This is a genomic window from Iodidimonas gelatinilytica (genome assembly GCF_008579125.1).
Classification (GTDB): domain Bacteria; phylum Pseudomonadota; class Alphaproteobacteria; order Sphingomonadales; family Rhodothalassiaceae; genus Iodidimonas; species Iodidimonas muriae.
In genome coordinates, this window is record NZ_BKCL01000002.1 from 307,743 (window position 1) to 321,393 (window position 13,651).

A 13,651-nucleotide genomic window follows, 5' to 3' on the forward strand; every position below is an offset into this window, starting at 1 on the left:
CGAATAAACTTATGGGGTGCCGCGGATGATCTTTCGGATCATGAAGCGGGCCGGGTGCAAGGCATGCCTTTGCGCCGTTTCCAAGGGCGAAAGGGTGTTTGCAATCTGTGCTGCAATGGATTGTGCCATCAATGGGGCTGTTTGAAACCCCCGCGCTCCCAAACCGGAAAAAATATAAAGCCCTGCATGATAGCGCATTTCAGGAAAGTCGCGGCGGCGTTTGTCCAATCTGGCCGCAGCATAAGCGGATTCAAACCAGCCACGGTCGAAAACGGGCCCCGCAAATGGCCCATGGTCGGGGCTGGTTACCCTTGTGCCGGACCAGAAGGAACGGGGCGCGGGCAAGTCCATAAATGGAAAATCTATCCCTGCAATACGGGCAGGCCCCGTGGGAAGATTCAGGGTTGGCGTGATATGGCTTTTGGCATTGAGCGCGATTTTGGGAGAGCTCTCCGGCGGGTGCAGGCCCAATTGCCCCGGGCGCAGCACCATTTCCGGTGCATTGGCACCCAAAAGTGCCGCCGTTCCCGTCCCTGCGGCAAGGATCAGCGTTGGCGTTTCACATAAAATTTTGCCATCAGTCCCCAATATCCGCCATCCCGCATCATGGTCGATCTGTTGGATGCTATGGGCGGAATGGGGGATGTGCTGTTGCGGCGGCGGCAAAAGGTCATAAAGCGCTTGCGGGATGATGCAGCCTGCATGGGGCCAGTGCATGGCTGGCGACTTCAGGGCCACACCGGCGATTTTGCTGGCCTCATCATGTGTGCATAAGCGTAAAAGATCCGCTGGCCAGTTCAGGCTTTCGACCGCCTTTTTGCCCCAGTTTTCTGCCTTTTTTCCTTCCAGAAGGCTTAACACCCCGCGTGGGCCATGCCACGCACCCAATGCATCATAAGTGCGCCATGCGCTGAGCAGGCTTTGAATGGAAAAACGGGCCGCGGCATTGTGGCCCAGATCGATGCGTGGGGCTAAAATAGCGGCGGGCAAAGGGGACATATGAGGGGAGGCGATCTGGATGCTGTCCAGCCCGTGATCGTGCAAAGCGGCAATCATCATGCGGGCGGCAATGCCGTCGCCAATGACAGCCACCGGACCGGAAGAGGGAGCCGGGGGCGCAAACCATGGCGCCTCAAGGTCGGGAGATGCGGACCTGCCTTTATAGCGCCCCACCAGCCGTTCACGCTTTCCCTGAAAGCCGGGCCGTTTTTCTATGTCGAATCCCGCATCCATCAAGCCGCGTCGCACATGCCCTGCGGCGGTGAAGGTGGCAAGCCGGGCATCGGGGGCGCTGAGGCGGGCCAATTGGGCATAAAGCGGGGCTGACCACATATCCAGATTACGCGAAGGGGCAAAGCCATCGAGAAACCAGGCGTCCATCCGGCCTTCCACCTGATCCAATATGGTGGCGGCATCGCCAAAGCACAGGGTCAGATGCACATGGCCTTTGTCAAATATCAGGCGGTGGATGCCGGAATAGGCGGGCGGCCATTGCGCCACAAGCTCTTGGGCCAAGGGGGCAAGGCATTGAAAAGGCTTCAAGGCCCGCAGCAGATCGGCTTTTTGAAGCGGGCGGTTTTCCACGCTCAGGAAGTGTAGCCGCGCTGAAGCCTGATGTTCACGCCAATGGTGCCAAAGTGAAAGAAAATTCAACCCTGTGCCAAAGCCTGTTTCCCCTACGGCGAGAACCGGGCGATTATGCCATAATGTATTGAATTCGCATGGTTTTATAAAAACGTCGATGCTTTCCGATAGCCCGTCATGCAGATCATAATATTTGTCGCCATGATCAAGTGATCGTGGCGTATCCTTTTCCCAATCCAGTCGCGGATGGGGTAGGGCAAGGGCGTGTGCAGGATTATCGATTGGCAATGGCATGGATGAAACGCGTTCCCGGTGGGTCTGATGGTTTCAGTCACAATGGTCTCTTTTTCTATAAAGAAAAATGAGGATAATTGCATAATTACTCTTTATGCGCGATTGTGACAGGGTGAGGGGTCACATTCTATGTAGGACGCTGTGATGGAGTTCGATCATAAAGCGAATGATATTCAGCCGGTACTATCTTCTGATGACGTGCCTCTTGAGGCTGCCCGTGCCCTTTATATCTTGTGGGATGATAAACGCGGACAGCGCTTGATGCCTGCGCGGCGTGATTTTGATCCCGCCAATATGCGTGCATTGCTTGAAGATATGGTTCTGTTCGATGTGGACGGTGCAGAATCCCGCCTGCGTGTCCGGCTTTATGGAACGCGTATTGTCCAAATGTCGGGATTGGATCTGACAGGAAAATATCTGGATCAAATTCCGGGAAGCGAGAATGTGGGGCGGCGTTGCCAATGGGTCATCGCGCATAAAGCCCCGACCTTCATTCGCAAGGTTCAGCTTGAATGGTCCCAACGATCATATCGCAGATATGATGTTCTGGCCTTGCCGCTTTCAGCCAATGATAAGGATGTGAATATGATCCTGTTTCATCTGACCTTTGAATAGAAACAGGACTCAGTCTTTGCTCATCTGATCGGGCAGGACAATGGTGACGGTGGTTCCGACATTTTTTTCACTGTCGATATGCAGCGTTCCTTCATGCACATCAACGAAGGCAGCGATCAAAGGCAGCCCAAGCCCGGTGCCCTGATGACGGCGGGTCATCACCCCGTCTACTTGCCCAAAGGGAGTCATGGCGCGTTCGATTTCTTCTTTGGACATGCCCACACCGGTATCCGTGACAATCAGTTTGCAACCGCCATCGGGCAGGGCAAGGGCATTGATGGCGATATGCCCGCCCTGTTCCGTGAACTTGACCGCATTGGATAACAGATTAAGCAGGATTTGCTTGAACAGCCGCCGGTCCACAAACAGAGAGAATTCGTCTGGCTCAATCCGGGAAACGAGGCGCAGGCCGGCCTGGTGGGCGAGTTCCCGTATCAGGCGAATACATTGCGCCACAAGCTCCGACACATCCACTTCCGACGGATAAATCTCTAGCCGGCCCGCTTCCACCTTGGAGAGGTCGAGAATGTCGTTGATGATATCCAGAAGATGCGTGCCGGAACGATGGACATCATTGGCATAATCCGATAGCGTGCATCTCCTAAAGGCCCCAGAACCTCTCCTTTTATGATCTCCGAGAAACCGAGTATGGCATTCAAAGGGGTGCGCAGTTCATGGCTCATATTGGCCAGAAACTCTGATTTCGTTCGATTGGCCAGCTCTGCCATATCGCGGCTGTTGCGCAGCTCTTCCTCGCTCTTTTTTTCATCGGTGATGTCGCGTCCGATGATTAAAATCACCTCTTCTCCATCCACATTCAGCAATTCGGCAGAGAATTTGACCGGGAATATGGTGCCATCCACCCGGCGCACGCTGGCTTCCATTTGCCGAATGGATCCATCGGTGCGAATGGCATTGCCGATTTTTATGGCCACCGTTGGGTCCCCCCAAATAGCCAGATCGAAGATGCTTTGACCCAAAATCTTGCGTCGTGACATGCCGATGGCATTGGCCAGATTGTCGTTCACATCCAAAAACACTCCAGTGCGCAGATAAGACAGCGACATCATATCCGGCGTGGCTTGAAAAACGCGCTTGAACAGAGCATCGGAGCGGACATGGGCCCGTTCGGTTTGCTTGAGTTGGGTGATGTCGATCAGGGTTGCCAGAATCGCGGGGCCTCCGGGCCAATCGACAACGGTGGCGCGGCAATCCACCCAAATTTCGGCCCCATCTTCTCGGGCAAGGCGAAATTGCTGATCTTGCGGGGCACTCCGCCCTTCCATCCGCGCGGCGATATTTCTTGAAACACTGGCGCGGTCGTCCGGGTGAATCCATTCCAGAACCGTTTTTTTGAAACTTTGGCTTTTGTCACGAACGCCCAACATATCGGCGGTGACATTGTTGACAAATAAAGGCAGACCGCCACGGTGCACCACAAAACTTTGGGTAGCCATATCAAGGATTTGGGCGACAACCCCGGGCGGGAGCGATTCCGCATTGAGCGTTGCTGCGGTGTCCATTGTTGTTATGTCATTTTTATAATTGAGCTTTATCACCACATTACTCGCTATCATAAACTATTTTTGCTGTATCAAAAATACGCATCATAATGACCCCTGAAGCATTTCCGGATACGTGTACATCTGGATGTCACGTGAATGAGATCCCGGTCAGCTCTCTGATTTCAGTTTCATACGATAACGGACGGCCGCTAAAGGATTTTATTGCCTTTTTGTGCTGCCTTTTAAGGGAAAAGCCTTGTTCCATTTTGCTTTTCTCTGAGCCGGATCCAAAGGATAGTCTAGGGACCAAGCCAAACATATTAAGACATAAATAACAGTAAAAAAGAAGGGTGCATGTTGATCTTTTTCAATCAGATGAAGGCTTGCGCCTGTGGTTGTGTCATGGCAAGGCTCGACTATGTCGCCACAGATGAAACCGCTTGAGAAAATTGATCCGCGTATTGGTGTGTTGGTCAGGGTCAGCCCCTTGATCCGGCGGATCGTTGCGCCCAATAGCGGGCCGTTTACCTATACCGGAACCGGAACATATGTCATTGGTCGGGGTACGGTGGCGGTGATCGATCCGGGGCCTGCGGATCCCACCCATGTGGAAAAGATTTTGGATGGGCTGGGATCGGAGCGGGTGTCACATATTGTGATAACCCACACGCACCGCGATCACAGCCCCGGGGCGTCTCTTCTTCAGGCTGAGACAGGGGCGCCAGTGCTGGCTTATGGGCAGCATGGGGCCGGTGCGCGGGCCGATTTGCCCTCGGATTTGGCGACGGGACAGGTGGAGGAGGGGGCGGATATGGCCTTTCGCCCCGATGAACTTTTGCGCGATGGCGACCATGTGCGCGGGCCGGGCTGGAGCCTTGAGGCTATCTGGACACCGGGCCACACTTCGAACCATCTGTGTTTCGCATTTGCCGCGGAACGGGCCTTGTTTAGCGGCGATCATGTGATGGGGTGGTCCACCAGCGTTATTTCGCCCCCTGATGGCGATATGGGGCAGTATATGGCCTCTCTCAGGCGGGTTGGTGCGCGTGATGATGCGGTCTTTTGGCCCACGCATGGTCCGCCGATCCCCAAACCTGCCGAGCATGTGGCGGCCTTGATTGCCCATCGCAAAGGCCGCGAACAGGCGGTTTTGGCATGCCTTGAAGCGGGGATATGTGATGTGCCCGGTATTGTGGCGCGGCTTTATACGGATCTGCATCCCGGCCTTATACCGGCTGCGGCCCGGTCTGTTTTGGCCCATCTGGTGGATTTGGCCGATCGGGATATGGTCGGGGTCGAGGGGGCGTTCAACGCAGAGGGGCGGTTTTTCATCACATCCCCGGCGGCACATTCATAATGCCCTTCATAGCCTGATGAAGGCCTATTAAGAAAAATCTGCAATTTTCCAGATCACCTCTTATATAGGAGACAGGTTATATAGAGGACAGGCTGTGCCAGAGTGCCGAATGGGCCTTTGCATGGCAGTGGCTGGACTGCTTGGAACAGAATGGAAGCATTGGTTATGGACGATATTGCCCTCGATCCATTTGAGCCATCCCCGGCTCCAAAGATCGATCCGTCAATTGATATCGAGGCGGAAATCCATCGCTTGCGCCATGAGCGTAATGCGGTGATTTTGGCGCATTATTATCAGGATCCCCATATTCAGGATATTGCCGATTTTGTCGGTGACAGCCTTGATCTTTCGCGCAAAGCTGCGGCCACCGATGCCGATGTGATCGCGTTTTGCGGCGTTCGGTTCATGGCGGAAGTGGCCAAAATCCTGTCGCCGGAAAAAACCGTGGTTCTGCCCGATATGCGCGCGGGATGCAGCCTTGAAGACAGTTGTCCACCGCAGGAATTTGCCGCTTTTCGCCGCGCCCATCCCGACCATCTGGCGCTTACCTATATCAATTGTTCGGCGGCGGTGAAGGCGGAAACCGATATCATCGTCACCTCGTCCAATGCGGAAGCGATCATCAACCAGATCCCATTGGACCAGAAAATCCTGTTTGCGCCGGATCGGCATTTGGGAGCCTATCTGGCCCGCAAATCCGGGCGTGATATGCTGCTTTGGCCGGGAAGCTGCATTGTCCATGAACGCTTTAGCGAGCGGGAATTGATCAAGCTGCAGGCTGCCCATCCCGATGCTCCGGTTGCCGCCCATCCCGAATGCCCGGCGCATATTCTGGAATTGGCCGATCATGTGGGGTCCACCAGCTCGATCCTGACATTTGCCAGTGATAGCCCGGCGCAAACCATCATTGTGGCCACGGAGCCGCATATCATCCATCAGATGCAAAAAGCCCAGCCGGACAAGACATTTATTGGGGCACCGGGGGCGGATGGCAATTGCAATTGCAATATGTGTCCGTTCATGGGGATGAACTCCATGGAAAAGCTGTATGTGGCCCTGCGCGATCTGGAGCCACAGATCCATCTGGATGAAGATGTGCGCAAACGCGCTTTGCGGCCTTTGCAAAAAATGCTGGAAATGAGCCCTAAATCCGCTCCTATGACCGATGTTTCAAGCATCGGCGCCGAGCGATTTAGGGTGAAAGCGCTTGAACCGGCCGTGATGCGGCTGATGATGCGTGCGGCTTTGTTTCTCTGTGCCGGCGTTTTGATGCTGCTTGTGGCCAGCAGTGGTTGGCTGGCCCATGACGGGGTGTTTATCCGTGTTCTTTTGGTGGGGGCCATTGCCATGAACGCGGCGGGCGCATGGTATTTTCTGCGCTATTTTCTCAAAGTGGTGCGTGATATCTGGCAGCATTGAGGCGGCGTTTTAAACAGCCTCATAATGCACGATCACCAGCCTTTGACCTGTGGGGCAGGGCTGGTGATCGATTGTGCGTGGGCGCGGCGCTGAACTTCGCATAAGCTATGGCCAGAATTTTGGTTATTTTTATGCGAGGAGACGTTTATGCCATCCGGCTTCGTGTTCGATGTCCTCTTTTTTCTGGCAGTCCTGTTCATCTTCTCCATTGGTGTCGGCGTTCTGGCGATCATCGTTTTATATATTGCTGACCGCACCCAAACCCATCATGCCATCCGGCGCAATTATCCCGTCATCGGGCGTATGCGCTATCTGCTTGAACATATGGGGACATTTTTGCGCCAGTATTTCTTCGCCATGGATCGCGAGGAAATGCCCTTCAACCGCGCACAACGCACCTATGTTTATCAGGCATCCAAAAATGTGGATACCACCAGTGCCTTTGGATCAACCCGCGATCTGCATGCCGCCGGATCGGTGCTGTTTGTCAATTGCGCCTTTCCCACATTGGAAAGCGATGCGCTGGAAACGTCCAGTGTAACCATTGGCAAGGATATGTGTGAGCAGCCTTACACGACCCGCAGCTGTTCAATGTTTCGGCCATGAGCTATGGGGCCATTTCCAAGCCTGCGGTGCGGGCCTTGTCGCGCGGCTGTGCCATGGAAGGGGCGTGGCTCAATACAGGCGAAGGCGCGTTATCCCCCCATCATGAAGAAGGGGGGGCCGATATCGTTTTCCAGATCGGGACGGCAAAATATGGCGTGCGCAATGAAGCGGGCGATCTGTGCGAAGACAGGCTGCGCAGCATTGCAAAACATTCTCAGGTCAAGATGATCGAGTTGAAATTGTCCCAAGGGGCAAAGCCCGGCAAGGGCGGCATTTTGCCCGGTGCCAAGGTGACAGAGGAAATCGCCCGGATTCGCGGTATCGCCAAAGGGCAGGATTCCATCAGTCCCAATCGCCATCCGGAGATCGACAATCCCGAACAATTGCTGGATATGATCAACCGTTTGCGGGACCTGAGCGGCAAACCTGTCGGCTTCAAATGCGTGGTGGGAGCCTATGGCTGGTTTGAAACGCTGTTTGAAACCATCCACCGTCGCGGTATTGAAAGCGCTCCGGATTTTATCACCATCGATTCAAGCGAAGGGGGGACCGGCGCTGCCCCTATGAGCTTGATGGATAATGTGGGGCTTCCCATCGCTGAAAGCCTGCCGATGGTGGTGGATATGATCAATGGCTATGGCCTGAAACAACGCATTCGTGTGGCTGCATCAGGCAAGCTGATCAATCCGGCCGATGTGGCCTGGGCCTTGTGCATGGGCGCGGATTTCGTGAATTCTGCACGGGGCTTCATGTTTTCGCTGGGCTGTATTCAGGCCATGCAGTGCAATAAAAACACATGCCCCACCGGCATTGCCACTCATGATCCGCGGCTGCAACGGGGGCTGAATGTGGAAGACAAAGCCCAGCGCGTCGCCAATTATATTCATCATATGCAAAAAGAGGTGGAAACCATCGCCCATAGCTGCGGCGTGGCAGAGCCGAGGCGGCTGCGGCGGATGCATGCGCGGATCATGGGAGAGAATGGGCGGTCCAAACCGATGGATGCGCTTTATCCTGATGTCCCGGCAGGGTCGTTATTGTCTTCCGCTCGCAAAGACGCGGCCATGGCCTGAAGGGATCAAAAAAGGGGGGCACTGGCTCCCCTTTTTATAAGGCTTGTCGCCAAATTAGAGTGGCTTATCGCCAACCGGCCCGATCGAACAGTTGCTGTGCCTTGGGCTGATTTTTTCCCAAAACCGAGACATTGATGTCATCGGCCTTGAACGTTCCCAAGGCTTGAAGGGACGCATTGTCTGCTTTGATATCGACCACCGGATATTCGTTGTTGCCGGCAGCGAAATAACGCTGGGCGCTATCGGAGGACAGATATTCCAGAAATGCGCGGGCTTCCGCCTTGTTCGGGGCATTTTTGACGATCCCGGCTCCGGAGATATTCACATGGGTTCCGCGATCATCCTGATTGGGGAAGATCACCGCAAGTTTCGAGACGACCTCTTGATCCGCCGGATCGTCGGATTGCATCAGGCGGACAAAATAATAGCTGTTGGCAACGGCAATGGCACATTCTCCGGTGGCTGCAGCCCGCAATTGGTCCGTATCGCCACCTTGTGGTTTGCGTGCGAAGTTTTCCACCACGCCGGTCGCCCAATCCTGCGCTTTTTCTTCGCCCAGATGGGCAATCAGCGATGCCATCAGCGACAGATTATAGACATTGGAGGAAGAGCGGATGCAGATTTGCCCTCGCCATTCGGGATCGGCGAGGTCTTCATAGCGGCTGATGCTGGCAGGATCGGCCAGATCTTTATTGACGAAGATCAACCGCGCCCGCGAGGAGAAACCGAACCAGTCACCCTTGGGGTGGCGGAGATGTGCAGGGATACGGTCTTCAAGCACATCGGATCGGGTGGATTGGAACAGGCCCGCATCTTCGGCCCGCCACAACATGCCTGCATCCACGGTGAGCAAAATATCCGCAGGACTGTTTCGCCCTTCTTGGGAGATGCGCTCGATCAGGGCATCGCCGCCGCCTTCCAGCCGGTTGACATGGATGCCGGTGGCTTTTTCAAAATCGGAATAGAGCCGCTCATCGGTTTGATAATGCCGCGAGGAATAGATGTTTACTTCTTGCGCCTTTACGGACTGCGCAAAAGACAGGGGCAAAAGCGTGCCAAGGGCCAAAAGGGCTGCACTGCCAATTTTAAAAGGACTGAAAGGCGACATAACCAACTCCGGAAAGGCGTGGGAAAGCAAGGAGGATGAATTGAGAACGATTATCAGTTGCTTTTATATCGCAAGGGTTCAGCGGAATTCAAGCCCTTTACTTTCCTGTTCCTGCGGCTTTTACGCGCGGCCAAAAAGAAGAAAAAGCAGTGCGTAAGGTTGATCCCGTGGGCTGGCCGGGCCGGGACTGGCCAATCAGGCGGGTCAGGATCACCACGGGGATCAGGCCGACAATCACGATGGTCAAGGCCGGTGTGGCAGCTTCCGCCAAGCGTTCATCGGCGGCCAGATTATGGGCTTGCACCGCCAAAGTATCGAAATTGAAGGGCCGCATGATCATGGTGGCGGGCAATTCTTTCATTACCTCCACAAAGACCAGCAAAAAGGCGGTGAGCAATGGTCCCTTCAGCAAGGGCGCATGCACTTTTCTTAAAGCCTGAAAGCGCCCTGCGCCCAAAGTGGCCGCTGCCGCATCCATGGAAGGCGTGATTTTTTCCAGTCCGGCGCGGGTGGTTTGCTGGGCCAGCGCCAAAAAGCGCACCAGATAGGCAAAGACCAGTGCTGTGATGGAGCCGGTGAGCAACAAGCCGGTGGAAAGATCGAATTGGCTGCGCATGAAGCATCCAGCCGATTGTCGAACCAGGCAAGGGGGATCAGCACGCCCACGGCGATGATCGATCCGGGAATGGCATAACCCAATCCGGCAATCCATGCGGTGGAGCGGGCCACAGCCGAACGGTTTGTGCGCATCATATAAGAAATGGCCAGAGCCAAAACCACCGCCAAGGCGGCTGTAAGAGCCGCCAGGCTGACGCTGTTGCGGATCAGGCCCAGATAGCGCCCGCCAAGCTGGGCATCCCCCACATCAAGCGCCAGCGTTACAAGAATGGCACCGGGCAGCACAAACCCGAACAAGAGCGGTAAAAAACAGAGAAAGGCGGCCAATGCGGCGCGCCAGCCAAAAAGCTTCTGTATCCCCAAGGGCCGTATCCGGCGCGATGTTTCGTGATAGCGTGCGCCTTTGCGGCTGATGCGTTCGGCCAAAAGCAGCAATGCCACAAAGCCCAGCAATAAGCTGGCCAATTGCGCCGCCGCCACCCGGTCACCAAAGGAAAACCATGTGCGGTAAATGCCGGTGGTGAAGGTTTGCACGCCGAAATAGGACACCGCCCCGAAATCGGCGAGGGTTTCCATGCATGCCAGCGCCACGCCTGCCGCCAGCGCCGGACGGGCGAGAGGCAGGGCAACGCGGATGAATGCCGTCCATGAGGTGCAGCCAAGGGTGCGGCTGGCCTCGACCACACATTCCGATTGCTGCAAGAAGGCCGACCGGCCCGCCAGATAGACATAAGGATAAAGCGCTAAAACGAACAGCCAGATCGCCCCGCCAAGGGAGCGGATTTCAGGAAACCAATAGTCCCGTGGGCCCCAGCCGGTCAGATCGCGTAACAGGCTTTGCACCGGTCCTGCGACTTGTAAAAAATCCGTATAGGCATAAGCCAGCACATAGGCAGGCACGGAAAGTGGCAGGATCATCGCCCATTCAAATTGCCGCCTGCCGGGGAAATCAAAAAGGGTGACAAGCCATGCCGAGCCGGTGCCAACCAAAAAGGTGCCAAGGCCCACCCCCATCACCAACCATAAGGAATTGGCGATATAGCGCGGCAGAACGGTGGCCATCAAATGGGCCCAGCTATCGCCACCCGCCATGAACAGATGCGCGACAACCGTTGTCACCGGCAGCCCGATGAGCAAAAGCACGCCGAAAAACAGCAGGCCATCAAGCTGAAAGTACGAGACATGCCAGACACTTTATTCCGATACCTTATCCAGACGGCGTGCAATGACCTCTTTTATTCCAGCCTTGCACATAGCGGATCATAAGGCTTGGCCCAAGAAGAAAATGCGACGCGCTTGCGACTGCGCAGGCATGGCGGGCATGGACGGTATGGGCGGTTGTCTTTGGAAACAAGCTTGGCAGTTGGCGGGATGGAAGCTGCAAGCTGGCATCTTTGCCTGCAGCTTCCGTTGTTTTCCGGATTTAGCGGACTTTTCGTCCTTCGATCAGGCTGTCCACAACGCTTGGGTCGGCAAGGGTGGACGTGTCGCCCAGATTTCCGAATTCATTTTCGGCGATTTTACGCAGGATACGGCGCATGATCTTGCCCGACCGGGTTTTGGGCAATGCCGGGGTGAAATGAATATGATCGGGGGTGGCGATGGGGCCGATTTCAGTGCGGACCCACAGGCGCAGTTCCTTGGCCAGATTGTCCGTTGGCTCCAATCCGGCATTCAAGGTCACATAGCAGTAAATGCCTTGTCCCTTCACATCATGGGGAAAGCCCACAACGGCTGCTTCCGCCACAAGCTGATGGGCCACAAGGGCGCTTTCCACTTCGGCTGTTCCCATGCGGTGGCCAGATACGTTGATCACATCATCCACCCGGCCAGTGATCCAGTAATAGCCGTCTTCATCGCGCCGGCAGCCATCACCGGTGAAATAAAGGCCTTTATAGGTGCTGAAATAGGTCTGGATAAAGCGGTCATGGTCGCCATATACCGTGCGTGCCTGACCGGGCCAGCTATCGGTGATGACCAGATTGCCTTCGCCCGCGCCTTCGATGATGTCGCCTTCATTGGAAACAAGGGCCGTTTGCACGCCGAAAAAAGGTTTTGTGGCGGAACCGGGCTTCAAATCCATGGCTCCGGGCAGAGGCGTGATCATCATGCCGCCGGTTTCGGTTTGCCACCAGGTGTCCACAATGGGGCAGCGTTCCTTGCCCACAACCCGGTGATACCATAGCCAGGCTTCGGGATTGATCGGTTCCCCCACAGACCCCAAGATCCGCAAGCTGGAAAGATCATGGCGCTCTACCGGCTCGTCTCCTTCACGCATCAAAGCGCGTAGTGCAGTGGGCGCGGTGTAGAAGGTATTCACCTTATGCTTGGCGATGACCCGCCAGAAACGGTCCACATCGGGATAGGTTGGCACGCCTTCGAACATCAGGCTGGTGGCACCATTGGCCAGCGGGCCATAGATGATATAGCTGTGGCCGGTGACCCAGCCCACATCGGCGGCACACCAATAAACCTCGCCGGGGCGGTAATCGAACACATATTCATGAGTCATGGAGGCCCAGACCAGATAGCCGCCGGTGGTGTGCAACACGCCTTTGGGCTGGCCGGTGGAACCAGACGTATAAAGAATGAACAAAGGATCTTCCGCGTTCATCACCTCTGGTTCGCACGCGCTGCTCACGTCCAGTGCGGCATCGTGATACCAGATGTCGCGGCCTTCCACCCAGCCCACAGCGCCGCCGGTATGGCGCACCACCAAAACCCCTTTAAGGCCGGGGCAATGTTCGGCGGCTTTATCCAGATTGGCTTTCAAAGGCACGGGTTTTCCGGCCCGCACCCCTTCATCGCAGGTGATGGCCCATTCGCTTTTGCAATCATTGATGCGGCCCGCCAGCGCTTCGGCGGAAAAGCCGCCAAAGACGATGGAATGAACCGCCCCGATGCGGGTGCAGGCCAACATGGCATAAGCCGTTTCAACGATCATCGGCATATAGAGCGTCACCCGATCGCCTTTCTTGACGCCCATTTTCTTGAGCACATTGGCGAAGCGGCACACATGGATATAAAGCTGCTGATAGGTGATGGAATAATGATAGGCGGGATTATCGCCTTCCCAGATCAGCGCAACATCATTGGCCTTTTCCGGCAGATGCCGATCGATGCAGTTATAGCTGGCATTGAGCGTGCCATCTTCGAACCATTTGATAGAGACATCATTTTCAAAGCTGGTGTTCTTGACAGTTTTATAAGGGCTGAACCAATCGAGACGCTTGCCATGCTCGCCCCAAAATCCGTCCGGATCTGATACGGAGCGCCGATACATTTCCTCATAACGCGCCTTGTCGCACTTTGCGGCTTTGGCGAAGTCTTCGGGAACGGGAAAAATCATCTGTTCCGCCGCGGCCTGTTGCTGATCGTTCATTGTTGCTCTCCTACCCAAAGCCATTCTGTAACATCGTGATTTTGGTCTTTAGCCTAAAAGGACTGTAACGCGCTCATGGCGCGGGATCAC

Annotated in this window: 9 protein-coding genes and 2 pseudogenes; 4 read left to right on the plus strand and 7 right to left on the minus strand. The window is 55.3% G+C overall.

Translation table 11 applies throughout. From position 1 onward, the window contains the following. Positions 1-9: 9 nt before the first annotated feature. Positions 10-1,878, minus strand: a complete 1,869-nt coding sequence (gene mnmC2 / locus JCM17844_RS04475; RefSeq protein ID WP_149999850.1) for a tRNA (5-methylaminomethyl-2-thiouridine)(34)-methyltransferase MnmC2 — start codon at positions 1,876-1,878, stop codon at positions 10-12. A 144-nt stretch (positions 1,879-2,022) separates the two neighbouring features. Here mnmC2 and JCM17844_RS04480 point away from each other — a divergent pair, with 144 nt between their 5' ends. Then, entirely contained in the window at positions 2,023-2,493 is a 471-nt protein-coding gene (locus JCM17844_RS04480; protein WP_149999851.1) for a PAS domain-containing protein, read from the plus strand. Positions 2,494-2,502: 9 nt separating this feature from the next. Here JCM17844_RS04480 and JCM17844_RS04485 read toward each other — a convergent pair whose 3' ends face one another. Together JCM17844_RS04485 and JCM17844_RS04490 are read right to left on the minus strand one after the other, a co-directional pair. Continuing rightward, positions 2,503-3,003 (minus strand): sensor histidine kinase, encoded by a 501-nt coding sequence (locus JCM17844_RS04485; protein WP_210431353.1) that lies wholly within the window; start codon positions 3,001-3,003, stop codon positions 2,503-2,505. Further along, a complete protein-coding gene (locus JCM17844_RS04490; protein WP_210431354.1) occupies positions 2,985-4,016 on the minus strand; it encodes a PAS domain S-box protein in 1,032 nt (343 codons plus the stop codon). The genes JCM17844_RS04485 and JCM17844_RS04490 overlap by 19 nt, the downstream gene beginning before the upstream one ends. Positions 4,017-4,416: 400 nt before the next feature. Here JCM17844_RS04490 and JCM17844_RS04495 point away from each other — a divergent pair, with 400 nt between their 5' ends. The 3 genes and pseudogenes from JCM17844_RS04495 (at position 4,417) to JCM17844_RS04505 (ending at position 8,453) form a co-directional block, all read left to right on the plus strand. After that, positions 4,417-5,355: an MBL fold metallo-hydrolase gene (locus tag JCM17844_RS04495; protein ID WP_149999854.1), complete on the plus strand. Its 939-nt coding sequence runs from the start codon at positions 4,417-4,419 to the stop codon at positions 5,353-5,355. A 165-nt stretch (positions 5,356-5,520) separates the two neighbouring features. Then, positions 5,521-6,531: pseudogene (nadA, locus tag JCM17844_RS04500) on the plus strand (quinolinate synthase NadA); the annotation flags it as partial. Positions 6,532-6,921: 390 nt separating this feature from the next. Next, positions 6,922-8,453, plus strand: a pseudogene (locus JCM17844_RS04505) (FMN-binding glutamate synthase family protein). A gap of 64 nt (positions 8,454-8,517) precedes the next feature. Here the strand turns inward: JCM17844_RS04505 and JCM17844_RS04510 are convergent. The 4 genes from JCM17844_RS04510 to acs form a co-directional block, all read right to left on the minus strand. Next, entirely contained in the window at positions 8,518-9,561 is a 1,044-nt protein-coding gene (locus JCM17844_RS04510; protein ID WP_149999856.1) for a Fe(3+) ABC transporter substrate-binding protein, read from the minus strand. Between the two features lie 97 nt (positions 9,562-9,658). After that, a complete protein-coding gene (locus tag JCM17844_RS14400; RefSeq protein WP_210431357.1) occupies positions 9,659-10,102 on the minus strand; it encodes an ABC transporter permease in 444 nt (147 codons plus the stop codon). After that, positions 9,991-11,298 (minus strand): ABC transporter permease, encoded by a 1,308-nt coding sequence (locus JCM17844_RS04515; RefSeq protein ID WP_210431358.1) that lies wholly within the window; start codon positions 11,296-11,298, stop codon positions 9,991-9,993. The genes JCM17844_RS14400 and JCM17844_RS04515 overlap by 112 nt, the downstream gene beginning before the upstream one ends. A gap of 304 nt (positions 11,299-11,602) precedes the next feature. Then, complete coding sequence (acs, locus tag JCM17844_RS04520) at positions 11,603-13,561, minus strand: acetate--CoA ligase (protein ID WP_149999857.1); 1,959 nt, start codon at positions 13,559-13,561, stop codon at positions 11,603-11,605. Positions 13,562-13,651: the final 90 nt, after the last annotated feature.

Coding starts and splice junctions, on each gene's coding strand:
- acs (WP_149999857.1), bottom strand. CDS start 13,561: ATGAACGATCAGCAACAGGCCGCGGCGGAACAGATGATTTTTCCCGTT.
- JCM17844_RS04490 (WP_210431354.1), bottom strand. CDS start 4,016: ATGGACACCGCAGCAACGCTCAATGCGGAATCGCTCCCGCCCGGGGTT.
- mnmC2 (WP_149999850.1), bottom strand. CDS start 1,878: ATGCCATTGCCAATCGATAATCCTGCACACGCCCTTGCCCTACCCCAT.
- JCM17844_RS04480 (WP_149999851.1), top strand. CDS start 2,023: ATGGAGTTCGATCATAAAGCGAATGATATTCAGCCGGTACTATCTTCT.
- JCM17844_RS04495 (WP_149999854.1), top strand. CDS start 4,417: ATGTCGCCACAGATGAAACCGCTTGAGAAAATTGATCCGCGTATTGGT.
- JCM17844_RS04510 (WP_149999856.1), bottom strand. CDS start 9,561: ATGTCGCCTTTCAGTCCTTTTAAAATTGGCAGTGCAGCCCTTTTGGCC.